The 23,216-nt window shown below is 38.9% G+C and carries 27 protein-coding genes; 11 read left to right on the forward strand and 16 right to left on the reverse strand.

The features are described 5' to 3' along the window. The first annotated feature begins 34 nt into the window (after positions 1-34). The 5 genes from bamC (at position 35) to cysZ (ending at position 4,743) form a co-directional block, all read left to right on the forward strand. Positions 35-685, forward strand: a complete 651-nt coding sequence (gene bamC, locus IPMB12_RS09685; protein ID WP_166917192.1) for an outer membrane protein assembly factor BamC — start codon at positions 35-37, stop codon at positions 683-685. Positions 686-764: 79 nt separating this feature from the next. After that, positions 765-1,475 (forward strand): phosphoribosylaminoimidazolesuccinocarboxamide synthase, encoded by a 711-nt coding sequence (purC, locus tag IPMB12_RS09690; protein WP_166917194.1) that lies wholly within the window; start codon positions 765-767, stop codon positions 1,473-1,475. 24 nt (positions 1,476-1,499) lie between these two features. Next, positions 1,500-1,952 carry a DUF441 domain-containing protein gene (locus IPMB12_RS09695; protein WP_166917196.1) on the forward strand — a complete coding sequence of 151 codons (453 nt, stop codon included), beginning with the start codon at positions 1,500-1,502 and terminating at the stop codon, positions 1,950-1,952. Positions 1,953-1,964: 12 nt separating this feature from the next. Then, positions 1,965-3,959, forward strand: coding sequence for a GNAT family N-acetyltransferase (locus tag IPMB12_RS09700; protein ID WP_166917198.1), 1,995 nt, complete (start codon positions 1,965-1,967; stop codon positions 3,957-3,959). A gap of 4 nt (positions 3,960-3,963) precedes the next feature. Then, complete coding sequence (cysZ, locus tag IPMB12_RS09705) at positions 3,964-4,743, forward strand: sulfate transporter CysZ (protein ID WP_166917200.1); 780 nt, start codon at positions 3,964-3,966, stop codon at positions 4,741-4,743. Here cysZ and pmrB read toward each other — a convergent pair. From pmrB to IPMB12_RS09745, 8 genes are all read right to left on the reverse strand, one after another. Beyond that, positions 4,718-5,839 (reverse strand): two-component system sensor histidine kinase PmrB, encoded by a 1,122-nt coding sequence (gene pmrB, locus IPMB12_RS09710; protein ID WP_166917202.1) that lies wholly within the window; start codon positions 5,837-5,839, stop codon positions 4,718-4,720. The two genes, cysZ and pmrB, sit on opposite strands and share 26 nt — an antisense overlap. A 10-nt stretch (positions 5,840-5,849) precedes the next feature. After that, positions 5,850-6,509 (reverse strand): two-component system response regulator PmrA, encoded by a 660-nt coding sequence (gene pmrA / locus IPMB12_RS09715; RefSeq protein ID WP_166917204.1) that lies wholly within the window; start codon positions 6,507-6,509, stop codon positions 5,850-5,852. Positions 6,510-6,513: 4 nt separating this feature from the next. Beyond that, positions 6,514-8,166, reverse strand: a complete 1,653-nt coding sequence (eptA, locus tag IPMB12_RS09720; protein ID WP_166917206.1) for a phosphoethanolamine transferase EptA — start codon at positions 8,164-8,166, stop codon at positions 6,514-6,516. 17 nt (positions 8,167-8,183) lie between these two features. Continuing rightward, positions 8,184-8,798: a phosphatase PAP2 family protein gene (locus tag IPMB12_RS09725; RefSeq protein ID WP_166917208.1), complete on the reverse strand. Its 615-nt coding sequence runs from the start codon at positions 8,796-8,798 to the stop codon at positions 8,184-8,186. A 371-nt stretch (positions 8,799-9,169) separates the two neighbouring features. Next, positions 9,170-9,346, reverse strand: a complete 177-nt coding sequence (locus tag IPMB12_RS09730; protein WP_166917210.1) for a YpfN family protein — start codon at positions 9,344-9,346, stop codon at positions 9,170-9,172. Positions 9,347-9,367: 21 nt separating this feature from the next. After that, positions 9,368-10,519 (reverse strand): succinyl-diaminopimelate desuccinylase, encoded by a 1,152-nt coding sequence (gene dapE / locus IPMB12_RS09735; protein ID WP_166917212.1) that lies wholly within the window; start codon positions 10,517-10,519, stop codon positions 9,368-9,370. Then, positions 10,519-10,875, reverse strand: a complete 357-nt coding sequence (locus IPMB12_RS09740) for an ArsC family reductase (protein WP_166917215.1) — start codon at positions 10,873-10,875, stop codon at positions 10,519-10,521. Before IPMB12_RS09740 ends, dapE begins: the two co-directional genes overlap by 1 nt. Before the next feature lie 42 nt (positions 10,876-10,917). Next, the gene (locus IPMB12_RS09745) at positions 10,918-11,352 is read right to left on the reverse strand and encodes a YaiI/YqxD family protein (protein ID WP_166917217.1); all 435 of its coding nucleotides are present in this window, start codon (positions 11,350-11,352) and stop codon (positions 10,918-10,920) included. A 309-nt stretch (positions 11,353-11,661) separates the two neighbouring features. Between IPMB12_RS09745 and ilvI the strand changes: the two genes are divergently transcribed. Both ilvI and ilvN read left to right on the forward strand, forming a co-directional pair. Continuing rightward, positions 11,662-13,380, forward strand: coding sequence for an acetolactate synthase 3 large subunit (ilvI, locus tag IPMB12_RS09750; RefSeq protein WP_166917219.1), 1,719 nt, complete (start codon positions 11,662-11,664; stop codon positions 13,378-13,380). A 1-nt stretch (position 13,381) separates the two neighbouring features. Continuing rightward, a complete protein-coding gene (gene ilvN / locus IPMB12_RS09755) occupies positions 13,382-13,876 on the forward strand; it encodes an acetolactate synthase small subunit (protein ID WP_166917222.1) in 495 nt (164 codons plus the stop codon). A gap of 74 nt (positions 13,877-13,950) precedes the next feature. Here the strand turns inward: ilvN and cyaY are convergent, their stop codons facing one another. From cyaY to IPMB12_RS09785, 6 genes are all read right to left on the reverse strand, one after another. Next, positions 13,951-14,259, reverse strand: a complete 309-nt coding sequence (gene cyaY, locus IPMB12_RS09760) for an iron donor protein CyaY (RefSeq protein WP_166917224.1) — start codon at positions 14,257-14,259, stop codon at positions 13,951-13,953. Between the two features lie 109 nt (positions 14,260-14,368). Then, entirely contained in the window at positions 14,369-14,857 is a 489-nt protein-coding gene (locus tag IPMB12_RS09765; protein WP_166917227.1) for a surface-adhesin E family protein, read from the reverse strand. A gap of 1 nt (position 14,858) precedes the next feature. Next, positions 14,859-15,554 (reverse strand): hypothetical protein, encoded by a 696-nt coding sequence (locus IPMB12_RS09770; protein WP_166917229.1) that lies wholly within the window; start codon positions 15,552-15,554, stop codon positions 14,859-14,861. A gap of 135 nt (positions 15,555-15,689) precedes the next feature. Next, positions 15,690-16,307, reverse strand: a complete 618-nt coding sequence (locus IPMB12_RS09775) for a thiamine diphosphokinase (protein WP_166917231.1) — start codon at positions 16,305-16,307, stop codon at positions 15,690-15,692. Between the two features lie 51 nt (positions 16,308-16,358). Beyond that, positions 16,359-16,808 carry a ribosomal protein S18-alanine N-acetyltransferase gene (rimI, locus tag IPMB12_RS09780; RefSeq protein ID WP_166917233.1) on the reverse strand — a complete coding sequence of 150 codons (450 nt, stop codon included), beginning with the start codon at positions 16,806-16,808 and terminating at the stop codon, positions 16,359-16,361. Continuing rightward, positions 16,777-17,226 carry a DNA polymerase III subunit psi gene (locus IPMB12_RS09785; protein WP_166917235.1) on the reverse strand — a complete coding sequence of 150 codons (450 nt, stop codon included), beginning with the start codon at positions 17,224-17,226 and terminating at the stop codon, positions 16,777-16,779. Before IPMB12_RS09785 ends, rimI begins: the two co-directional genes overlap by 32 nt. Before the next feature lie 57 nt (positions 17,227-17,283). Here IPMB12_RS09785 and rsmC point away from each other — a divergent pair, with 57 nt between their 5' ends. Together rsmC and IPMB12_RS09795 are read left to right on the forward strand one after the other, a co-directional pair. Further along, on the forward strand, positions 17,284-18,300 hold the full coding sequence (rsmC, locus tag IPMB12_RS09790) for a 16S rRNA (guanine(1207)-N(2))-methyltransferase RsmC (protein ID WP_166917237.1): 1,017 nt from the start codon (positions 17,284-17,286) through the stop codon (positions 18,298-18,300). Between the two features lie 80 nt (positions 18,301-18,380). Further along, positions 18,381-18,806, forward strand: coding sequence for a GFA family protein (locus IPMB12_RS09795; RefSeq protein ID WP_166917239.1), 426 nt, complete (start codon positions 18,381-18,383; stop codon positions 18,804-18,806). Positions 18,807-18,870: 64 nt separating this feature from the next. Here IPMB12_RS09795 and ychF read toward each other — a convergent pair whose 3' ends face one another. Next, positions 18,871-19,962, reverse strand: coding sequence for a redox-regulated ATPase YchF (gene ychF, locus IPMB12_RS09800; RefSeq protein WP_166917241.1), 1,092 nt, complete (start codon positions 19,960-19,962; stop codon positions 18,871-18,873). A gap of 107 nt (positions 19,963-20,069) precedes the next feature. On the opposite strand from ychF, the gene IPMB12_RS09805 reads away from it, so the two are divergent. Together IPMB12_RS09805 and IPMB12_RS09810 are read left to right on the forward strand one after the other, a co-directional pair. Continuing rightward, complete coding sequence (locus IPMB12_RS09805) at positions 20,070-20,651, forward strand: acyl carrier protein phosphodiesterase (RefSeq protein ID WP_166917243.1); 582 nt, start codon at positions 20,070-20,072, stop codon at positions 20,649-20,651. 114 nt (positions 20,652-20,765) lie between these two features. Next, complete coding sequence (locus tag IPMB12_RS09810; protein WP_166917245.1) at positions 20,766-22,181, forward strand: hypothetical protein; 1,416 nt, start codon at positions 20,766-20,768, stop codon at positions 22,179-22,181. Positions 22,182-22,338: 157 nt separating this feature from the next. Here IPMB12_RS09810 and IPMB12_RS09815 read toward each other — a convergent pair whose 3' ends face one another. Beyond that, positions 22,339-22,980: an XRE family transcriptional regulator gene (locus tag IPMB12_RS09815; RefSeq protein WP_228720420.1), complete on the reverse strand. Its 642-nt coding sequence runs from the start codon at positions 22,978-22,980 to the stop codon at positions 22,339-22,341. Positions 22,981-23,216: the final 236 nt, after the last annotated feature.

A 23,216-nucleotide genomic window follows, 5' to 3' on the forward strand; every position in this document is an offset into this window, starting at 1 on the left:
AATATGCCATCAATTATTTGAAAGACTTATCATCATGTTAAAAAAATCAGTTATAGTTATTGCCTCTGCGACATCTTTATTACTTGCTGCATGTAGTGCAGACCAGCGTTATAAACGAGAAGTCAACGGTGATGATACCTATCTTGAAACTCCAGCATTAAAACCACTTGTTGCTGCTGACGGTGTTCAGCTGCCGGCTAATCGTGGTGATTATTATGTTTACACTGCAACCACTCAGGGTGAAACAGGGCGTAATGTCGATATTCGTCCACCATCACAACCGATTGCGGCAATTGATGATTCAGTCGCTAATTATCGTCGTGGTGTAGCGTCACTTGACGCGCCAGCACAACCTGCGTTAATGCCTAAAATTGTGAGTGTGCTGCAAAGTATGAATATTCCATTCAGTGGTGATGCAAGTAGCCAGCAATTAAATGTTGGGCCGTATTTTGTCAATCGTGCTGATGAAGAGATCCCTTATGAAGCTGCTTATACTGTGCGTAATACCTCAAATGGTATGCGTCAATACTTAACAGTTGAGTTATCTTCACTCTCTAAACAGACAGTACCGGTAGAAAGCAGTATTGATACGCAACGATATACTGTCGATTTCTTCAATATGCTGGTCATTGAGATTAAAAAGCGAGACTCAATCGATTATAACGCCGGCATAGTAGTGCCATAGTATCTAAAAGAAGGAGCGGAATAAGCTCCTTTTTTCATTCGTAGGTTTTTTAATTATTAAATTTGAAAGGTTAATCAACATGCAAAAGCTAGCAGAACTTTATCGTGGTAAGGCAAAAACAGTTTATACAACCAGTAATCCTGATCTTTTAATTCTTGAATTCCGTAATGATACTTCCGCTTTTGATGGTTTGCGTATTGAACAACTTGATCGTAAAGGCATGGTGAACAATAAATTTAATCACTTTATTATGAGTAAATTAAGTGAGGCGGGGATTCCGACTCAGGTAGAAAAACTGTTATCTGATAATGAAGTGTTAGTTAAAAAACTGGATATGGTACCGGTTGAATGTGTGATTCGTAACCGTGCTGCAGGCTCACTGGTTAAACGCCTTGGTGTTGAAGAAGGGACGATTTTAAAACCAGCAACATTTGAACTTTTTTTGAAAAATGATGCGTTACATGATCCGATGGTAAACGAATATCACTGTCGTGCTTTTGGTTGGGCAACTGACGCTCAGCTGGATAAAATGAAAGAACTTAGTTTTAAAATTAATGAAATTTTGACTGCACTATTTGATAAAGCAGGCCTGATTTTAGTTGATTACAAATTAGAGTTTGGTGTGTTTAAAGGTGAAGTTGTATTGGGTGACGAGTTCTCACCAGATGGTTGCCGTCTGTGGGAGAAAGAGACACTGAAAAAAATGGACAAAGACCGCTTCCGTCAGGGGCTTGGTGGTGTAATTGAAGCCTATGAAGAAGTGGCAAAACGAATCGGTGTTCCACTTTAATTTTTATTTGAATAACGTTAAGCAATGGCAAATTTAGATATTACTTTTTTTGTATTACTCGCATTAGCAGCATTATGTTATGTCACTAACAATAATACTGTTACTTTTGCCATTTTGTTACTCCTTCTGTTTAAGCTGACGCCGCTGTCAGCTTATTTTCCTATGCTTAGCAAATACGGTATGACGGTGGGTATTGTGATACTGACTGCTGCGGTGATGGTTCCTTTAGCTAACGGTAGTATGGGGATACAAGAGATGCTTAAATCTTTTGTGCACTGGAAATCCTTGCTAGCGGTTATTGTAGGTATTTTTGTTTCATGGCTTGGGATGCGTGGTGTGAGCTTAATGAGCGCCAATCCAATGATTGTGAATGGGCTGATTGTTGGAACACTCATTGGTGTAGCTTTCTTAAAAGGTATCCCGGTTGGGCCGCTTATCGCTGCCGGTATGCTGTCTTTAGTTATTGGTAAGTCTTAAAGGCTCATTATAATGAACCTGCCAGCTCACGCTTTAAATCGGCAATTGATTATATTACAAGGTCAGCCATCCCGCCTTTATGCTGACTGCCGTGCTTTTATAAGCCACATTACTGGTGACTGGATTACACTTTCTTATCAAAGCTCCTTACCTAATGTTTTATCACCAGAGCAAGCAAAAAAGTTACTTGGGCAGGAATTTAAACACGCTATTTTTGATGCTACAGAAGGCTTTAATTTAGACGCTTTTGTTATTTTAGCGGGCACTTTATCTGCCGGGAGTGTCTGTCTGCTGCTACTACCTGAGAATCCAGCTCAATGCGCTGATATTGATAGTCTACGCTGGAATGAGTCACCAGAACCGATTCAGACACCTAATTTCTATACTTATTTACAGCAAATTATTGCCTGTACGCAAACTTTGGTTATTCCGTCCGGTTCTGCAGATATTCTTCAACTGATTACTCAGGTTCAGCAAAACAACCAAAGTGTGTCAGCGCAGAATTTGGGTAGGCTAACTCCTTCAGCTGAACAGCAACAGATCCTTGACCTGTTAAAGGTCACTAATAAACCCGCTGTGATATTAACTGCGAAAAGAGGGCGAGGAAAGTCTGCCTTAGCCGGACTCTTTACCTGGCAAAAATTCTGCTGGATTACCGCTCCTAATCGTCAGGCAACGGGTACTTTGCACGAATTTGCTAAGCCGGGTACACCATTTTTTGCACCGGATTGCCTGATCAATGAATTTCATGGGCTTAGTGAGAAACCAGAGTGGTTGATTATTGATGAAGCTGCCATGATTCCGCTCCCTCTCTTATTATCTCTGATTACATTGGGATCAAAAGTGCTTCTGACTACAACCATTGATGGATATGAAGGGACTGGGCAGGGATTTGTTCTAAAACTTTTGCCTCAGCTTAAGCAAGATTATGCATGGTTAACACTACAGGCGCCGATGCGTTGGTCAGATGATGATTCTCTGGAACACTTTGTTGATAGTTTACTTATGAATAACTTTAATCAAAACAAAGAGTTACATAATAAATCTTCAATTAAATCAATAGGTTATAATTATCTTAAGCAGGGTGATTTGATTGCCAGTCAGCCAAATTTAACTCAGATTTATCAATTGCTTAAACAGGCTCATTATCGTACGTCACCAGTTGATTTACGTCGTTTACTGGATGCCGGGAACATTCATATCAGCACAGCAAATAGTGCGCAGACTGTAGGCGTTATTCTCTCTATTGCTGAGGGTGGATTGTCTCCAGAACTTGCTCAGGCGGTCTGGGCAGGGATAAGAAGACCAAAAGGTAATCTGGTGGCTCAGTCACTTGCTGCTCATGCCGGAGTGCAGTTGGCAGCCGAGCTAAAATCATGGCGGGTTAATCGTATTGCTGTTACAGAAGAATATCGTCGACAGGGTATTGCAAAACATCTTATCAGGCAGCATATTCAACTGGCACAGGAGTATTTATGTGACTTTGTCTCTGTCAGCTTTGCTTATACAACAGAGATGGAAGAGTTTTGGACAGCTTGTGGATTTACTGTAGTGCATATTGGTAGTCATAAAGAGGCGAGTAGCGGTTGTTACGCGGCCATGGCTATTTATCCGTTAACACCAGCAGGGGATGGTTTGCAGCAAAAATTGGCTCAAAATCTTGCTCGTAACTGGTTTTGGCAACGGGATATTATCGAGCTCAGTTTACCTATTGAAATCGATACAAATCAAAAGCTTGATCAGCAGGATATTGAATTACTTTCTGGCTTTGCTGCTGCTTTTCGTCCTCTGGAAGGCAGTTATGCGATGCTGTGTCGTTTAATCAATACGTCAGAGCTGGCAGAGGTTTTATCACAATATGCGCCGGTGCTTTGTCTATTATTGAAAGAGAAAAAAACAGAACAACAAGTGATTGCACTTTTTCACTTAACGGGTAAGAATGAGCTGATTCAAGCAATGCGCCGGGAAGCCGGGCAGATTTTACAGATTATAGAAGGTAGAATTTAATTAAATGGAAAGAAAAACAGGTATTGATTACTTTGTACTCGGCTGGAAGTTGATTCAAAAACCCGGAATTACTCGCTTTGTGATATTACCGATGCTGGCAAATATTGTCGTGATGTCACTGCTGTTTTGGTGGCTGTTTGCCCATATTTCCACCTTAATGGATTTAGGTATGCATTATGTTCCCAGCTGGTTGCAGTGGCTGAGTTATATTGTGACCCTTATTGTAGTGGTAACGATGGCGATCTTCTTCTGTTACTTCTTTAGCACTATTACCAATATTATTGCCGCACCATTTAACGGACTTTTAGCTGAGCAGGTTGAAGCCTATTTGACGCAGCAGCCGGCACCAGATACCGGGATCTGGAGTTTAGTTAAAGATATTCCACGTATTTTGAAGCGTGAAGTATATAAACTGATCTATTATATTTTATGGGCGATTCCGCTGTTCTTCTTGTACTGGATTCCGGTATTTGGTCAGACAGTAGCGCCAATTATCTGGTTTATTTTTACTGCATGGATGATTAATATTCAGTATGCTGACTACGCATTTGATAATCATAAAGTGAGTTTTTCACGCATGCGTGAAATGCTAAAACAAGATAAAGCTGACAACCTCTCTTTTGGTGCGCTGGTCAGCCTGTTTACTATGATTCCGGTATTTAATCTGATTATTATGCCGGTGGCAGTGTGTGGTTCAACAGCACTTTGGGTCGATCGTTACCGTCAGCAGGTTTATGAGGACCAAATAGCTGAGCGGATCAGTGCTCAGAAGAGTCGTTTTTAACCTCGCTGTTAACTTCCTCTGCCGGATAATTAACAAACTGAGCAATCGTGCCTGAATGACCATCATGGCGGTTTTTAATAAAGAACTGACCATGATGTAATTTGGTGATACGGTTAACAATACTGAGTCCAAGCCCAATACCTTTATGACGCCTGTCCATGCGAAAGAAAGCTTGTTGTAACAGCTCTGCTTTACTTTCATCAATCCCAGTACCTTCATCTTTCACTTCAATCATAATACCTTGCTCATGATGAATACAGCTGACGGTAATCGTGCTTTCTGACGGGCTATAACGATAAGCATTTTCTACTAAGTTACGGATGAGTAAACGAATAAGTATTGCATCACCATCAAAAGAGATCTGTTTGTCCGGAATCTGCCAGACTAGCTGCTGATCTTTTTGCTGGGTCAGTTCAAATAACTCATCAAACAGAGGAATGGCAACGTCGTGCTCAAAATGAATCTTTTGATATTCACCGACAGTAAACTTTTGACTGGCTCTGGCCAGCAGTAATAATTGTTCAACAGTGCTGACCAGGCGGTCGATACGTTCAATCAGCTCTTTAGCATCAACGTTATAAGCTTTTTCCATAAGCTCTAAGTGCAGACGAATCCCAGCTAAAGGAGTACGCAGTTCATGGGCAACATCAGCCGTAAATAAACGCTCCTGTTGCAGCGTATCACTTAAACGCAGGAACAGATCATTGAGCGATAATGAAATAGACTGAATCTCATTCATTTTACTGGTGTTAGTCATTGGGGTTAAATTATCTGCAGTGCGCTGGACTAGTTCATGTTTTAGTGTTTCCAGCGGTTTTACAATCCATTTAATCGCTTTATAGGATAAAAATAGCGTAACGGCCATCATGGTAAAAGTAGACAAGAATAGGGCAAAAATCGCTTCCAGCTCTTCCCGATGAATAATTTCATCAATTGTTTCTGGTGTGAGGGTGAGATCAACTAAAGCCGCAATCTGTTCCTTACTTTCATGCCAAAGCCAGAGGACGGTGATCGTCTGGCTGATAAACATGATTACTGCCAGCAGGAAGAATAAGTTCCAGCGAATACTATAGCGTGCTTTTGATAGTGATTTCATAGTTGTTCTATTATTCGAATGTTAATCTATAACCATAACCACGAATGGTTTGAATATATTGTTTGCCAATTTTTTGACGTAAGCTGTGCATATAAACTTCCAGCACATTTGAGTTAGGATCGCTTTGCCAGTCATATAAATCATTTTGTAGCACGTCACGATGAACTTTTTCACCTGACTTGAGTGCTAATCGTGACAGAATAGCAAATTCTTTTGGAGTCAAAAATATTTCGTTATCATTTTGCCACACTTGCTGGTTCTTCAGATTAATCTTCAGATTACCAATCAAGAGAATATTATCCGTTGCACCCTGATCACGGCGAATTAGAGCCCGGATTCTGGCCAGAAGTTCTGATAAGGCAAAAGGTTTCACTAAATAGTCATCAGCACCAAAATCTAAACCTTCGACCCGATCTTCAATCGTATCTCTGGCAGTCAAAATCAGTATGGGCGTCTGTATCTTATTTTTCCGCCACTGTTGTAAAAGCTGTAAACCATCGCAATCAGGTAAACCTAAATCCAGTACAATCAAACTGTACTGGGTATAATCAACGAGTTGTGTGGCTTCTTGCCCTGTACCTGCAATTTCACAGGCATAGCCTTCATTTGTTATGCCCTTTAAAAGTCCTTTTTGTAATAAGTTATCGTCTTCAACAACCAGTATTTTCATTCTATTATTCCTGAATAGATTGGCAGGTTTGTAAAATATCTAATGATTTTTGATATTCAGATGTGTCCATATTAAAAATTCCCAGCAAAGAATGGAAGACATTATCCTGAGAAAATTGCTTTTCTTGTGATAATTTTTCTAAACACTGGTTATTAAGAGCATATTGTTTCTGATAACCTTCAGAAAACCAGAGTAAAAACGGGACAGTGGTTTGGCCTTCCGGTGCCACAGAATAAGGCATGCTATGTAGATAGATACCATTTTCTCCCAGTGATTCACCATGATCTGACATATACATCACGACCACGTTATATTCATCCTGATACTGTTTAGCAAATTCAATGGTCTTATTGACGATATAATCAACATAAACAATGGTGTTGTCGTAAGTATTTACTAGTGACTGCTCATCACAATTGTTGATCTCGTTAGTATCGCAAGTTGGGGTAAAACGTTTAAATTCATCCGGATAACGCTGATAATAAGTAGGACCGTGACTACCAATGGTATGTAGAATAATCAGATTATCTTGTTTGCTTTGGGTGGTAATTTTATCTTCTAAACCATCAAAAAGGGTATCATCATAACAAACACCGTTTTGACAATATTTAGGATTATTCTTAGCGGTCATGTCTTCATATTCAATCCGATCGCAAACTCCTTTACAACCGCCATCATTGTCGCGCCATAATACATTTACCTGAGCTTGTTTCAACATATCCAGCACATTAGATTGCCTGTTAGCTAACTTACCATCATAGTCGACTCTTGGCATATTAGAAAACATACATGGCAAAGAGTAAGCCGTTGCAGTACCACATGAAGAGGTATCTTTAAAATAGATAATATCTTGTCGTTGTGACAACAGTGGATTGGTCTGTTTTTCATAACCATTTAAAGAGAAGTTTTGCGCGCGGGATGTCTCACCCAACACTAAAAACATTAAGGTCTTTTTCTCACTGGCAGGAAGTGGCTTTTTAGTGACATCTTCCCCAATCGTAATAAAGGGTAAGTTTTTGGTTTTTTGGTAATCATATTGATTGTAGGTTGCAGCAATATAATTAGATGGTGTGATGTATTTTATTACACCATGATTATTACGCATAAAGGCGGCATAATCTTTATAGAAGAAGGCAGCAATAATTAAGATGACACCTACTGCCAGCGCAATAGAAATGAAACGACGCAGAAGATAAAATCCCCAGTTTTTTACCGGTTTGATTTTAATCAGTAACACCAAAATAGCCGGGATTACACCTAAAAAGAAGATATATCCTATTAATGTTGGTGTAAGTAATGCAGCGCTTTCTGCCTGATTGGTATCCAGAACGTTTTGTATCATTTCTCTGTCAATCATGATACTAAATGTCGACATAAAATAAGTCAGAGGCGCGCCGACTAAAATAAAAATCATGCCGACCAGTTTAATCAGGCGTGGAAAAATAAAGAAGTTCAATACAATGGTGATAACGCAAAAGATAACCAATGGCATAGTAAAGAAGAACAGCGCATTATTGAAAATACCGATATCCAAGCGTAATAAAATTTGTTTGTAATAAGCCAGATTAAGGATAGTGGCTTGATACCCTGCAATTAAAAAAATCAGTAGTGAACTGCTAATTTGATGACGATTTAAAAATGCTTTAATTTTATTCATTATTGTTTTTTCACTTCTTAGTATTTAATTAAACCTAGCTTAATAATAGGGGAAAATAACGAACGGTAAACTTTGAGCAGACTATGCATAAGCGGCTTCTCGATTTTGTTCCAGCTTTTGGCAATAAAGCAGGCACAAGCAAGACTAATCATACCGGCAGCTAAAATATCTTTTGGCCAGTGAACACCAAGATAGATACGGCTCCAGCCAACAAGACCTGCAATTAAGATCATAAGTCCGAGAACGGATTTATAACGAACAGAAGTTGGTAGTGGACGATTAAAAACCATGGCAAACAGCATGGCAAAAATAAAGCTGGCATGCTGACTAGGTAAAGAGTTAGTTGCAGAGTGGCGCAGGAAATTAGTACCGATGTGCTCCACAAATGGTCTTGGACTAGAAACAGCCATACGCATCAGGCTGGCAATCAGAAGGGTAAAACCAATAGTCAGGGTGATTTTGACAATAACTTCACGATATTGAGGCAAACGTAGCCAGCAAAAAAGGGTAAAGGCAGAACAAAAATAGACTAAATAATTCGCACAGAAAATAGCAAACTGAATCATCCAGACGTTGGCATTTTGCGCGGCATTAATAAAAAGAAATAATTCTGAATTGAGTTGAGCCAACATAATTTATCCTTATTTAAGTTGTGTGTATATAGCTTAAATAAGTAACCTTAAAATAACCTTAATGTTGGAATAGTGTTGAAATTTAAATTAGAGAGTTGCGCGACGAAGTCGCGCTGATAAGTTAAAAAAGAAAATAACAGCGAATGAGTTTACGATGGAGTCATGCAGATAGTCTAAAAAACTCATATGAAGACGTTGAACTTGACGGAGAGCGTACCTCATAGGTCTTAGCGAGTCCTCGAGCGGGCGCCTATGGGGTGCGGTAGGCCGTCAAGCCCACAGAATCTGAGATTATCCTCAGAAAATTATTGCGCCAGAGCGGCGCACGCCGCTCTAAACCCCAAAGTTAATTTATACTCAAACCCAAGAAGTTACTTCTTCTTCCAGTCATCCTCTTCATCATCGTCATACGGAATAGGTTTAATGCCTTTTTTCTTTTCCAGATACTCCTTAAAACTCAGTTTTTTTAAATCCTTAATGCCATTTAAAATAACTCCAAGTAAAAGAAGAGGAATTATTATCCACCAGTACTCTTTTAGCCACTCCATCTTAAGCTCCTTCTAAAGGCACTAACTAACCTGACCGCGATTTAAAATATTATTTAAAATACGCTGATAAATATTCACCAGTGTTTTTAAATCTGCACAACTCACGCACTCATTCACTTTATGAATAGTGGCATTTAGCGGACCAAGCTCAATAATTTGACAGCCCATCAAAGCGATAAAGCGACCATCTGAAGTACCACCGCTGGTGGAAAGCTCGGTAGTTAAACTGGTAAACTTCTTAATTGCTTCAGCGGTCACATCCGTTAATGTCCCTTGTGGGGTTAAAAACGGCTTACCAGACAAGCGCCAGCTTAAACTATAACGAAGCTGATACTTATCCAACAAAGCAGTCACACGCTGGCGAATCACATCATCGGTCAGCTCACTGCTATAACGAAAGTTAAACTGTACACTCAGCTCACCCGGAACAACATTTTCTGCACCAGTACCACCATTAATATTTGCTACCTGCATGGTTGTTGCCGGAAAATATTGGTTGCCCTGATCCCACTCGGTTGCGACCAGTTCAGCTAACGCGGGTGCAAAACGATGTACCGGATTGTCTGCCAGATGCGGATAGGCAACGTGTCCCTGTACTCCGTGTACTACTAAATTGGCGGTTAAAGAACCTCTGCGACCATTCTTAATCTGATCACCACATAGCTTGCTACTTGATGGTTCACCAACGATACAATAATCGACGCGCTCTTTGCGTGCCATTAAGGCTTCAACTACTTTTACAGTACCATCTGTTGCTGCGGCTTCTTCATCAGCGGTAATTAAGAATGCCACGCGGCCTTTATGATTTGGATTTTGTTTCACAAAGTTTTCAGCAGCGCAAACCATGGCAGCTAAGCCACCTTTCATATCGGCAGCACCACGACCATATAACATACCGTGTTCATCAATGGTTGGCTCAAAAGGAGGGTAAACCCAGCTATTTTCATTACCAGCTGGTACCACATCAGTATGACCGGCAAAGACCAGAGTCGGTTCATCAGGATTACCATGATAAGCCCACAAATTAAGTGTCTCACCAAATTGCATAGGCTCAAAAGTGAAACCAAGCGGTGTCAGACGATCGATAATCAACTGCTGACAACCTTGATCGGTCGGGCTAATCGACTTTCTCTGAATAAGCTGTTTGGTTAGCTCAATAACTGGATCACGCATTACTTCATGTCCTTAATAAATTGTTGATAGCCATCTGTACTAAAACCAAGCAGGGCTTTTTTACCTTTGACTAATAGAGGACGCTTAATGATTGAGGTATTTTCCAGCATCAACGCTTTAGCTGAGACTTCATTATCAATTGACTGGCGTGTTGCCTCATCCAGCTTACGCCATGTAGTCCCTTTAGTATTCAGTAGCGGCTGCCAGCCAACCAGATCGATAAAAGATTGTAATAATTCCGGAGATAAACCCTCTGTTTTATAATTGTGAAATTCAAACTCTACTTTGTTATCGTTTAACCAGTTAAGGGCTTTTTTCATAGTGTCACAATTTTTGATACCGTAAATTTTATACATAGTGTTTCATCCGTTTTAGTTCATTATATCAATATAACAAGTTTAAATTAATTGTCCTAACTGATTTGCAAAGCGCTCTTTATCTTTATTAGACAAGGCTGCCGGCCCACCAGATTGAACGCCACTGGCTCGCATGGTTTCCATAAAGTCACGCATTACCAGACGTTCTTTAATGGTATCCAGCGTATATCTTTCGCCACGTGGTGTTAAGACGTTAGCCTGTTTGTTTAGCACATCTGAGGCAAGAGGGATGTCAGAAGTAATGACTAAATCACCAGCCTGAACCTGCTCCACAATCTCGTTATCAGCAACATCAAACCCTTTTGGTACGCAGCGCATTTTAATAAAAGGAGAGGGCGGAATTTTAAGTGGCTGATTCGCCACCAGTGTAGTGATAATTTTTTTACGATCTGCCGCCCGAAACAGAATTTCTTTAATTCCGTTTGGGCAGGCATCGGCATCGATCCAAATTTGCATAATTGAGTTCGCTAAATCAGTATTTTTAAAGATTTTGATAGAGAAATAGTAAATTATTAATTAGAGTATATCAATAAACCTAAATTTTGTGATTTTAATCACGAAATATATCTCTATAATTTATTCATAAAATCAAATTCAACGATATAATTCTAAGTTATTGCCTGAATTTAATGAAATGGTAAGTCAATAAAAGAGATAGTAATGATCTCTGGTTATATTTAAATGTGTGATTATTTTCATTAAATTATCATATTAAAATTTTTAATAAAATCAAATAGTTATAAAATCTGTTTAGCGGAGGTAAACATGGCGAAATTATCAGGCGCCGAGATGGTAGTGCAATCCTTGATAGATCAGGGTGTAAAACAAGTGTTTGGTTATCCGGGCGGTAGTGTGCTGGATATCTATGATGCACTCCATACTTTAGGTGGTATCGAACATATTCTCGTTCGCCATGAGCAGGCAGCTGTACATATGGCTGATGGCTTTGCACGTTCAACCGGAGAAGTTGGTGTCGTACTTGTGACATCTGGTCCGGGCGCAACTAATACCATTACCGGTATTGCAACTGCGTATATGGATTCTGTACCGATGGTGGTGCTATCTGGTCAGGTAGCAACCAATCTGATTGGTAATGATGCCTTCCAGGAATGTGACATGATCGGGATTACCCGCCCGGTAGTTAAGCATAGCTTCTTAGTCAGAAATGCTCAGGATATTCCAGAGACAATTAAGAAAGCGTTTTATATTGCTTCGACTGGCCGTCCAGGTCCGGTGGTTGTTGATCTGCCAAAAGACATTTTAAATCCGGCACATAAATTTGCTTATCATTATCCTGAAACCGTTTCTCTGCGTTCTTATAATCCGACTCTGCAGGGCCATAAGGGGCAAATTAAGAAAGCGCTAAAACTACTGACTAGTGCTAAGAAGCCAGTGTTATATGTTGGTGGTGGTGTGATTTGTGCTAATGCCAGCGAGCAACTTAAGCAGTTTGCTGAGAAGTTAGATCTGCCTGTAGCCAGTTCACTGATGGGCTTAAGCGCTTTCCCGGGAACGCATAAACAGTCCTTAGGTATGCTGGGTATGCATGGTGTGTATGAAGCTAATATGGCGATGCACAATGCCGATGTCATTTTTGCTGTGGGTGTGCGTTTTGATGATCGTACCACTAATAATCTGGCGAAGTATTGTCCTAATGCGAAAGTGGTGCATGTTGATATTGATCCAACGTCGATCTCTAAAACTGTTCCTGTTACTGTTCCTGTGGTTGGTGATGCGAAAAGTGTACTTGAAGCGATGCTTGAACATTTAAAAACAGAAACAGTGACTCGTGACGTTGAAGCGATTATCGACTGGTGGAAACAGATCGAACACTGGCGTGCGCGTAAATGTTTATCCTATGCTCAAGAAGGTGAAAATATTAAGCCACAAGAAGCGATTGAAGCACTTTACCGCTTAACTAAAGGCGATGCTTATATTGCGACTGATGTTGGTCAGCACCAGATGTTTGCTGCTTTATATTATCCATTTGATAAACCGCGTCACTTTGTTACATCTGGTGGTCTTGGTACGATGGGCTTTGGTTTGCCGGCGGCGCTAGGGATTAAATTAGCTCATCCAGACAAAACTGTGGTATGTATCACGGGTGATGGTAGTATTCAGATGAATATTCAGGAACTGTCTACTGCACTTCAATACGGTTTACCAGTTATCATTTTAAATCTGAACAATGGTTTCCTTGGTATGGTGAAACAGTGGCAGGATATGATTTATTCAGGTCGTCACTCCAGTTCATATATGGAATCTCTGCCTAAGTTTGCACAAATAGCAGAAGCATATGGCCATGTCGGGATTTCTATTACCAAACGTTCAGAGCTTGAGAAGAAGCTAAAAGAAGCCTTAAAAATTAAGAATCGTTTAGTGTTTGTTGATGTCATGACTGACCCGACAGAACACGTTTATCCAATGCAGATTCGCGGTGGTTCAATGAGCGAAATGTGGTTAAGTAAGACGGAGAGAACCTAATATGTATAATATCTTATCCATTCTAATTGAAAATGAAGCCGGTGCATTGTCACGTGTTGTTGGTCTGTTTTCACAACGTGGTTTTAATATTGAATCACTGACAGTGGCACCAACAGAAGATGCCACTATGTCACGCATGACGATTAAAACATCCGGTGATGCGCACGTTCTTGAGCAAATCCAAAAGCAACTGCATAAACTTGTTGATGTATTCCGTGTAACGGACTTAACAGAAGGTCCGCATGTTGAGCGTGAAATTATGTTAGTTAAAGTGTCAGCCAAGGGCTCAGCAGCACGTGATGAAGTTAAGCGTTGTGCGGATATTTTCCGTGGCTCAATTGTGGATGTTACGGCAACTCAATATATCGTGCAACTTGCTGGCACCAGCAGTAAGCTGGAATCTTTCCTGGCGGCAATTCGTGAAACGTGTGATGTGATTGAAGTCGCCCGTTCAGGAACGGTAGGTCTATCACGTAGTGATAAATCAGCCAAATAAAATAAAAATGCAATAAAATCAACAGGTTATAAAATTGATTTTATTGCATCTCTTTTTATCTAATATCTTGATTATTAACGGCTTTGGTCATCCAGAGCAGCATTTAAAATATTCATTAATGTCGCACCACTTCGGGTACATACCCATTGCCCATCCACGTAGTCAAAATGATAACCTTGTTTGCGTGTTGCCAGCCAGATTTGATGTAATGGTTCCTGAGTATTAAGGATGATTTTACTGTTATTCTCAAAGCTAATTGTCAGAACATTGCCATGGGTTTCATAATCAATATCAACGTCATTTTTGTCCATATACGCATCAAGTATTGATTCCAGATCGGTCATGAGCTGTTCGCTCAATTGATAAAATTCATTGTTATTCATAATTCGTCCAACATTATTTGACAGGCAGATATGTTAAATACTATACAGGGAAATTGGCAAGAGGAAAACTCAGTCTACTTTATCGATTAAATTAGACTGAGTAATACCATTATTTTTTGTTATTAAGCGGGAGATCGCAGGCTATTTTAAAGAAGTTATAGCGCGGTGTATTTTTGTCGAGAACTTCCCAGCGTTTAGGTGCATCGTTAGTATAAAGTAGCTGACCTTCACCAAATAGATCCTGATAGGCATGAATAGTGCCTTTTCCTAATTCCATTTTATTGCAGTTGACATAGTAGGCAGTAACCAGCGATTGATAAGACTGAGTTTTATTATTAGAAATAATCTCTTGTCCCGGTACATAGTTAACAATTTCAGAAAATTGACGAATTCTCGTATTATATTGATGTAATTGAACTGAAGAACGATCAATATAAGTATAAGTTGTAGATTCACCAAAAGTTGATTTTTGCATAGGTAAAAATAGCGAAGGAACTCTTGGATCATTTAAGACCGGGCTTGTTGTCACAGAGGAAACATTACTACTTACCGCACCAAATGAAAGCAATAATAAAGGTAAAAAGGATAATTTATTCATATTAACTATTCTCTTCTAATAACTCTGTCGTATTTTGTTCCGGAGTTAATTCAATATCTTGTAGAAATTGAAGTTGCTTTAATTTTAGATCAGGGCGGTACATTGCAAGAACCGTCTCGCTGACATCACCTTGTAATGAACAGGAAAGAATGCTAGTCCCATCGGGCTGTTTCTCTAAAGATAGTGACTTTTCGACAGTGTGTGCTCTTGGAGCAATACCATCAATAACATAAGGATTTGGTGCCCATGTCGGTGAATCGGCTTGTGTATCAAGGATTTCAGTATTTGCGACATAAGCAGAACTTGAGTATTGTTGCCATTGCAGAGTATTCAGTTGTTGCTTAACCGTGTCCATATTCTCCTGAATAACAAATCCCCAGTAATAGTAATCACCAAGCAGGGCGGTTTTAACGTGAATATCCTGATAACCAATCAGAGTCAATCCATTAAAAGTTACCGGCTTTTTAAATTGGACAGTATGATTTTCTTTATCCGGGGCAATGTAGCCAATTTCTTCGGTTGTGATTACGCCAACAGCATCTTTAATCTCATCCTGAGTTTGTGCTAAGTGCTGAAAGAAAGTGTGATCACAATTTGTGAATGTATTTAATACAGTATTTGTTGAATTGCCTACCGCAGCTATGGACGTCTGGCTGAGAAGTGATAAGCATATTAAAGTAACAAGTTTCTTGGGCATGATAAACATCCTTTTTTATCTGATAGAACAAGGAATAGTACGCAGTTTTCGCTGAGTTTGTAAAGATACTTTAAGCCAGTCAGAAAGTCAATTTGTTAAAAGTAATAATGAGAATAAATTCACAGATTATTTAGTTTATTTAGTAATAAATACTATCAGGTTCCCTTTCTCAAAAGAAATGCTGACTAAATCGTCCTTTGCCTTGTTGCGCAAACTGGTTAAGCCACCCAGTTTTAAATCTGCCTTAGTAAGAGGATACTCAAATCCGGTCAGAGTCAGCCCAAAAACCTCTCCAAAAGGAATCAGAGAAATAGTCTTTCCCTTCACATTATTGAACTGCATTTGAGGTGAAGCAAAGAAAAACTGCGTGTAATTATCATAAAAAGTCAGTTGTAGTGAATCTTTATATTGCAAAGCGACAGACAGATTACCTAAAAAGTGATCGCTTGATTTACCGGAGGCACCATAGATATCGATGCGAGATATTCCCTTGTCCATTAAAAAGAGCAAGGATTTTTCAAAATCAGTTTTATCCTGAGCGGGTGTTGGAATAATAGTAACGCGAGGATCGATAGGTTTGTCGTGAATACTGTCCAGATCACCAATTAAAAAATCGGGCAGGATACCTGAATCTTGCAGATAATTGTGATAAGCACCATCAGTACAGGCAATAATGTTATAAGAAGTTAAGTTTTGAGGGAAAGAGGCTTCACCGTTAACAAATAAAATTGCTTTTTTTTCTGGTGACGTCATAAGTTGCCTCTTTATCGTTAGAATTGTTAGATTAATATTTAAAATGACTCACTAAAAACTTAAGGTATAAGCCATAATAATTGCATCTTCCCGCTGATTATTTTTTGCCGGATAATAGTTAGTTCTGATAGTTATCTCATTAAAGCCTAACTGGTTATATAAGTTAATTGCTGCTGTATTTGAAGCGCGGACTTCAAGCCAGAGTGTCACTACATTACGCGCAGCCAACTCTTCTATCAGGTGATTGAGAAGTTCTGTTGCCAGCCCCTGTTTTTGAAACGCTGGGTCGATAGCAATATTAAATAGATTTGCTTCATCCAGCACGACTTGCGTAATCAGAAAACCAACGATTTGCCCGTCACGCTCAATTTTTAAATTGAGGTAGCGCTCACCCTGATTGGACTCAAAGTTTTGCCAGCTCCACGGAAAAGCATGAGCGGCTTGCCCGATTTTAAACGCAGCAGGAAGATCAGCTTTGTTCAGTATGGAAATAGTGTTCATATTGACAGAGTTCTTGCCAGAGTTGACGTTTATCTTTAGGTGATTTAGCCAGTGCTGATAAAGAGAGTGTTTTAATGGTTGGTCTGTTGTTAACAGAACCACCAGCAGGCCAGCTTTCTGGTAATGGCTGATTAATAAACCAGACAACGGCATTAAACTGTTCCGGTAGCATAATCAGTTGCTCCGGCTTTAAAGTGAGGACATTTTGTCTGGTCAGGCGAATGGCTTTTAGAATATCATCAAAGATCTTTTCTTCAGTCGACTCAGCAGATACTGTGAGTAAACGAATCTCAGGAGTCAGTGTAATTGCTACTTCTCCCATTAAAGACGCAGGTCTGCGCACGGTATATTGGGTAATACCAAGTTGTTCAAGATACCAGTCACGATGATTCATATTGGATAATATTAGCTTATTCATAAGGTAAGATTGTATAATCAGCATCAGATTTTAGAAAGACTATTTTAGGAAAATATCATGAATTCAGCAACAACCCCTGCCAGTCAGGTCATTGAGCGTCATTTAGAAGAGTTTACGGACAGTAAAGTTCTGTTTGCTGGTGATTTACAGGATGATTTTCCTGCTTACCTTACTGCTAAAGCAGTAAAAGTACATACTACTCAGTTCCATTATTATCAGGGATTACATAAAAAGCTGGGTGAGAATATTCGCTTTGGGTTATTGCCTGTGGCTGATCTCTTTAATGACACTGATACTTTGATTTATTACTGGCCAAAAAGCAAAGCTGAAGCTCAGTTTCAGTTATCTGCGTTATTAAACCAGCTCTCTAAAGGTAGCCGGGTTTTTATTGTAGGTGAAAATCGGTCTGGTGTGCGCAGTGTTGAAACGATGCTGGCTGATTTTGGTCGAATTCAAAAAGTGGATACTGCACGTCGCTGTAGCTTATATCATTTTGAAGCAGAAAGCCGTCTGGCCTTTGATCTTAAAGAGTGGTGGCAAACATATCAGATTGATGATGTTACGATTAAAAGTTTACCTGGAGTGTTCAGTGCTCAGCATCTGGATGTTGGAAGCGAATTACTTTTAAGTGCTTTACAGGAAAAACCAGAGATTATTCGAGGTCAGATTCTCGATTTAGGTTGCGGGGCTGGTGTACTTGCTTCTGTAATTGGTACAGCTCATCAAGATGTCACTTTAACACTTACCGATGTTAGTGCCGCTGCGCTGGCAGCGAGTGAAGCAACGCTCAAAGCTAATGGATTAACCGGTAGTATTATCGCCAGTGATGTATTCTCTCATGTAGAAGGGAAGTTTGATTTAATTATTTCAAATCCACCTTTTCATGACGGACGTGAAACGAATTATACAGCAGTTGAGTCTTTGATCCGGGATGCCAAAAAACATCTGACCATCAATGGTAAAATCTGTTTAGTGGCAAATAGCTTTTTACCATATCCTGATTTACTTGACCGGGCTTTTGGACGTCATCAGGTTTTGGTACAAACGAATAAATTTAAGGTATATTTAGCTTAAGTTTTATGACTGACACTGAATGTCAGGTATAGTCTATTACAGTTGATATACATTTATCGTCATAGCAAGAGGGCAAAAGAATGGCAAAAGAGTCAAAAGGAAGTTGTTTGTGCGGTAAAGTCGCTATTACTGTTACTTTAAATAATACCGGCTTACATGCCTGTCATTGTAATACCTGTCGTAAATGGGGTGGTGGCCCTCTATTCGGCTATTTCCATGAAGGTCTGATTGCGTTAAAAGGTAAGGAGTATGTCTCTACTTATAACTCTTCTGACTGGGCGGAACGTTCGTTTTGCAAACATTGTGGCTCTCATTTGTTGTATAAAATAAAAGGGCAGGACATCTATTCTATTTCCGCCTGGATTTTAGATGATGTTGAAAATATTCACTTTGATAGTCAGGTCTTTATTGATAAAAAACCGGCGTATTACAGCCTGGCTGATAAGACCGAAGAGTATACGGAAGAGCAGGTGTTAGCTATGTATGCGAGTGAGAGTCAAAAATAATCATTTCCTCTGAATATAAAAAAGGGCTTACATAAGCCCTTTTTTATATGATTTTTAATGTGGGTTAGACATTAAATAAGAAGTTCATCACATCGCCATCTTTAACGATATAATCTTTTCCTTCTGAGCGCATTTTGCCCGCTTCTTTAGCACCTTGTTCACCTTTGTATTTGATGAAATCATCAAATGCGATAGTTTGAGCACGAATAAAGCCTTTTTCAAAATCGGTATGAATTTTACCGGCAGCTTGTGGTGCAGTATCACCAACAGAGATAGTCCAGGCACGAACTTCTTTTACACCAGCGGTGAAATAGGTTTGCAGATTTAGTAACTGATATCCGGCACGAATCACACGGTTTAGTCCGGGTTCTTCAAGTCCCAGTTCAGCCATAAATTCTGCACGTTCATCATCTTCCAATTCAGCAATATCAGATTCAACGGCTGCACAGACAGGAACAACAACCGCACCTTCATTTTTTGCGATTTCTCTGACGCGATCTAAATAAGGGTTATTTTCAAAACCATCTTCATTGACGTTGGCAATGTACATAGTTGGTTTTAATGTCAGGAAACTTAAGTATTTGATTGCGGCTAGTTCTTCTTTGTCTAAACCAAGTGAGCGGAGCATACCCGCATTCTCAAGTTGTGGCAGACATTTTTCCAGAACAGATTGCTCAAACTTAGCGTCTTTATCGCCACCTTTTGCTTTCTTCTGTACGCGTAAAATAGCACGCTCACATGTTTCAAGATCGGCAAGTGCCAGTTCTGTGTTAATGATATCGATATCTTCTGCTGGATCGATTTTACCCGCAACGTGAATGATATTTTCATTTTCAAAACAGCGCACAACATGGCCGATCGCTTCTGTTTCACGAATATTAGATAAGAACTGATTACCCAGACCCTCACCTTTTGATGCACCTTTAACCAAACCTGCAATATCCACAAACTCCATCGTTGTTGGAACTACGCGTTGTGGTTTGATAATTTCAGCCAGCTGATCTAATCGTGGATCAGGCATTGGTACAACACCAGTATTTGGTTCTATGGTACAGAAAGGAAAGTTAGCAGCTTCAATACCCGCTTTGGTTAGTGCATTAAATAGTGTTGATTTTCCAACATTAGGCAATCCAACAATCCCACATTTAAATCCCATGACAATACCTTTTTCTTTGATAAATTCTATTTAGCGTAGCTATTTTAATGTTAAAGTAACGGCGTATTATATACCAATTTATTCCATTTCCATAACTGAGAATCGATATGAATGTTCTTGCTCATCTTCATTTAGCCACTTTAGCGCAAAGTTCTTTAGTTGGTAATGTGGTTGCTGATTTTGTCAAAGGTAATCCATATCAACAATATCATACAGTGATTGCTGATGGCATTATGATGCACCGTCGTATTGATGCCATGATTGATAATATTCCTGAGGTCAGACAAGCTAAATCACTGTTTGCAACAGAGAATCAACGGGTAGCATTTATTACACTAGATGTCGTGTGGGATCATTTTTTATCTAAACATTGGTCTCAGTTTATGAAAAATAGTACTGTTACTGAATTTAGTGAAGCGGCAAGACAACAAATTCTGCCTGACTTTAGTATGATGCCGGAGAGTTTTCAGCGTTTTATGTCAGCACTATGGCGAGAAAACTGGCTGGAAGAGTATCGTCATATTGAAGCGATTGATGACACATTGAGTAGCATGGCAAAACGCCGACCAAAACTTTCTGCATTAAAAGATTCTTTTACCGATTTTACTTTGCATTATGATGCACTGGAACAGTTATTCTTCCAGTTTTATCCTCGTTTAATTGAGCTGGCTAAGAATGCTAAGCTATAGTTAATTTATACTCAGTTCAAAGGTCTTTTATATTTCTGAGGTAGAAGTAGATAATAATCAATTAAGATTATGCTATAATGTCGCCACATTTAACCCGTTCTATTTTATTGATATATGGCTAAACAAATTAAAGCAATTAAATGCCCACATTGTGGTAGTGTTGAAAAAACCAAACTAGATAAAGACCTCTACCATTGTGAGAACTGTCAGACAGATTATTTTTTAGATAATGATGATGTAAATATTAATATTAATCATAAAACAGATGACTCATCCAAAAAAGAGTTTTCTGATTATGCGAAAAATCCGTTATATATTGTAGGTTCTATTGTATCGGTATTAGTTATTGCTAGTTTTATTATTAGCAGTTTATTCTCAAGCAGTAAGCCTCCGGTACGCACAGTTGTCGTCACACAGCCGCCAGTTACCAGACCAACAGTGACACCGACTCCTGTGCCAACGCCTGAACCTAAGCCAAATAAATATCGTGTAAATCAGTATATGTATTATCCAATGGTGACTAAAAATAATAATATTTTATTACTGAGTTTGCACTATCGGACATATGACAGATCTGGCGATACATTAAATGGCTACTATTTTGAGGTGAAAGATCTCTCTATTATTGATCCAGCAAAACAGATAGTAAAAGAGCAACAGATTAAAGCAGCAGGAACTAAACAATATACCAGTACTTATGAAGACTGGGATTATCGTCAGTTTGCTGATGGTAATGTGTATTTAACTCTGGGGCAAAATAAAGTCTTTAAACTGGATCAGGAAACATTTGAATTTACTGACGTAACCAATACTATTTTTGGTAATCATAGTGAGTTTAGTTCAGGCTTTGCTACGATTAATCTTGCGCCGTGGGGCTATGAAGACAGTCTATATTTAATGACCAACAATGGTAAAGAGTACTACTATTATCCTCTGGCAGATCAGGTTTATGATGCATTTGGTACTGAAATCAGAACGAAGTTTAGCCAGTTAGATAAAGCGCGTAATGAGAGTGATGAGATCTACACCAGAACATCTTATATCTTTGCTAAAGATTCTGCAAAAGATGTAACTCGTCTGATCAAAGTGGTTTATGACACTAAGAATATTTCAGATAAAGATAAGTTCGGTTTTAGCTTCCCAGGTAAAGACGGTGCTCCTTATAAAATAAACTTCCAGTGGCAGGAAGGGCCCGTGCATGAAACTAAAGATCTGACCCCAGATCGTAGCTACTTTAATCCGGGTGTGGTTTATACTGATAAAGATACATTAATTATACGTACTAAACTTAATGCGGCACCTAATGCAGTATATAATCTGCAAAGTCTGGATCCGAATACGGGTGAAGTGAAATGGACGTTCAGAGGCGATGAAAAGCTCAATTTTACTTTACTGGCAACAATGGATACTCATAAACTTTATCAGCATAATGTGCTTGTTCCTTATGAGAAAGGTTATTTCTTGCTACTTGGATATGATAAATATCTATTTTTGAATAAAAATGGTGAGAAAATTAGGGAAAGCCAGTAATTTAGTTATATAAAAAAGCCTTCTGAACAGAAGGCTTTTTACTTTAAAATGAAGTCTTTAAGCTGCAATAGTTAAGATATATTCCACTTTAGCAATAATTTCAAACTTAACCTGACTATTTAATTGAATTAAATAATCTTTATATAACGGATTGTCACTATATATGATAACCATTTTCAATAGGATCGTATTGAATACGTTTAATTAGTAATGTGTTGTTTAAAGCAACAACAAAAATACCTTCAAGTGCTCCAAACCATGGTTTGATATTGATTAAAGCAATATCACCATGAGTTAACAAACCATTTGAACTGTCACCAGAAATCGTGGTCATAAATAGATTTTCATTCAGTAGTTTTTCTTTGCGTAACCAGTTTTTACTTAGTGACCATTGACCTAAAGTTTTGGGAGGATTCTCTTTATCAAGCAGACTATTGAAGTCAACTTCATTGATGAGGTAATTATTAGTTGAGCTGGCTGCTGTAAAGTTACCGCTGATATTATCATTTAATGTATAGCTGTTAGTATTTGTATCAGCAGGATCTTCACCAGTTGCTAGCCATGACACTGAGACATTCCCCACTTTAGCAATAATAAGTAAATTTTGTAGAGTCGGTTCAGAGTCACCACGAACATATTTTCTTATGGCACTTTCTGAAAGTTGACACATTTCAGCAAAAGTTGTCATCGATTGCTTTCCAATAACAAAACGTAGCCTTTGTGCAAATGTATTTGTTTCTTCATTTATATTAGGCAAACTAGTGCTATCCGGGGAATTGCTTTTACTGTTGGCTATCATCACAATGAAATCCTTCTATTTATTTCTAAAATTTACTATCGTCCAATTGATAATAGTATGTACACATTATTTATATGAGTTAGTCCTTTGCTTAAGGCATGATCGCATAAAGAATTGAAAAAATAAAGTGACATAAGCCTGCTTTATGACGTACTTAATGGACATGTTTTAGATAATTCTTAATGAATTTTTGATAAAAAAATCACATTAAATTTACTTTTTTGTAAAACAATTTA

The sequence above is a fragment of the Zophobihabitans entericus genome, from assembly GCF_011745665.1.
GTDB classification, from domain to species: domain Bacteria; phylum Pseudomonadota; class Gammaproteobacteria; order Enterobacterales; family Orbaceae; genus Zophobihabitans; species Zophobihabitans entericus.

Excerpts from the sequence above, each read along its gene's own strand:
- cysZ (WP_166917200.1), top strand. The coding sequence starts at position 3,964 with ATGGAAAGAAAAACAGGTATTGATTACTTTGTACTCGGCTGGAAGTTG.
- purC (WP_166917194.1), top strand. The coding sequence starts at position 765 with ATGCAAAAGCTAGCAGAACTTTATCGTGGTAAGGCAAAAACAGTTTAT.
- IPMB12_RS09815 (WP_228720420.1), bottom strand. The coding sequence starts at position 22,980 with ATGATAGCCAACAGTAAAAGCAATTCCCCGGATAGCACTAGTTTGCCT.
- ilvN (WP_166917222.1), top strand. The coding sequence starts at position 13,382 with ATGTATAATATCTTATCCATTCTAATTGAAAATGAAGCCGGTGCATTG.
- eptA (WP_166917206.1), bottom strand. The coding sequence starts at position 8,166 with ATGAATAAAATTAAAGCATTTTTAAATCGTCATCAAATTAGCAGTTCA.
- IPMB12_RS09770 (WP_166917229.1), bottom strand. The coding sequence starts at position 15,554 with ATGCCCAAGAAACTTGTTACTTTAATATGCTTATCACTTCTCAGCCAG.
- IPMB12_RS09730 (WP_166917210.1), bottom strand. The coding sequence starts at position 9,346 with ATGGAGTGGCTAAAAGAGTACTGGTGGATAATAATTCCTCTTCTTTTA.
- rsmC (WP_166917237.1), top strand. The coding sequence starts at position 17,284 with ATGAATTCAGCAACAACCCCTGCCAGTCAGGTCATTGAGCGTCATTTA.
- IPMB12_RS09725 (WP_166917208.1), bottom strand. The coding sequence starts at position 8,798 with ATGTTGGCTCAACTCAATTCAGAATTATTTCTTTTTATTAATGCCGCG.
- dapE (WP_166917212.1), bottom strand. The coding sequence starts at position 10,519 with ATGCGTGATCCAGTTATTGAGCTAACCAAACAGCTTATTCAGAGAAAG.
- IPMB12_RS09795 (WP_166917239.1), top strand. The coding sequence starts at position 18,381 with ATGGCAAAAGAGTCAAAAGGAAGTTGTTTGTGCGGTAAAGTCGCTATT.
- IPMB12_RS09700 (WP_166917198.1), top strand. The coding sequence starts at position 1,965 with ATGAACCTGCCAGCTCACGCTTTAAATCGGCAATTGATTATATTACAA.
- IPMB12_RS09765 (WP_166917227.1), bottom strand. The coding sequence starts at position 14,857 with ATGAATAAATTATCCTTTTTACCTTTATTATTGCTTTCATTTGGTGCG.
- pmrB (WP_166917202.1), bottom strand. The coding sequence starts at position 5,839 with ATGAAATCACTATCAAAAGCACGCTATAGTATTCGCTGGAACTTATTC.
- IPMB12_RS09775 (WP_166917231.1), bottom strand. The coding sequence starts at position 16,307 with ATGACGTCACCAGAAAAAAAAGCAATTTTATTTGTTAACGGTGAAGCC.
- cyaY (WP_166917224.1), bottom strand. The coding sequence starts at position 14,259 with ATGAATAACAATGAATTTTATCAATTGAGCGAACAGCTCATGACCGAT.
- IPMB12_RS09695 (WP_166917196.1), top strand. The coding sequence starts at position 1,500 with ATGGCAAATTTAGATATTACTTTTTTTGTATTACTCGCATTAGCAGCA.
- pmrA (WP_166917204.1), bottom strand. The coding sequence starts at position 6,509 with ATGAAAATACTGGTTGTTGAAGACGATAACTTATTACAAAAAGGACTT.
- IPMB12_RS09740 (WP_166917215.1), bottom strand. The coding sequence starts at position 10,875 with ATGTATAAAATTTACGGTATCAAAAATTGTGACACTATGAAAAAAGCC.
- ilvI (WP_166917219.1), top strand. The coding sequence starts at position 11,662 with ATGGCGAAATTATCAGGCGCCGAGATGGTAGTGCAATCCTTGATAGAT.
- IPMB12_RS09810 (WP_166917245.1), top strand. The coding sequence starts at position 20,766 with ATGGCTAAACAAATTAAAGCAATTAAATGCCCACATTGTGGTAGTGTT.
- ychF (WP_166917241.1), bottom strand. The coding sequence starts at position 19,962 with ATGGGATTTAAATGTGGGATTGTTGGATTGCCTAATGTTGGAAAATCA.
- IPMB12_RS09785 (WP_166917235.1), bottom strand. The coding sequence starts at position 17,226 with ATGAATAAGCTAATATTATCCAATATGAATCATCGTGACTGGTATCTT.
- IPMB12_RS09745 (WP_166917217.1), bottom strand. The coding sequence starts at position 11,352 with ATGCAAATTTGGATCGATGCCGATGCCTGCCCAAACGGAATTAAAGAA.
- rimI (WP_166917233.1), bottom strand. The coding sequence starts at position 16,808 with ATGAACACTATTTCCATACTGAACAAAGCTGATCTTCCTGCTGCGTTT.
- bamC (WP_166917192.1), top strand. The coding sequence starts at position 35 with ATGTTAAAAAAATCAGTTATAGTTATTGCCTCTGCGACATCTTTATTA.
- IPMB12_RS09805 (WP_166917243.1), top strand. The coding sequence starts at position 20,070 with ATGAATGTTCTTGCTCATCTTCATTTAGCCACTTTAGCGCAAAGTTCT.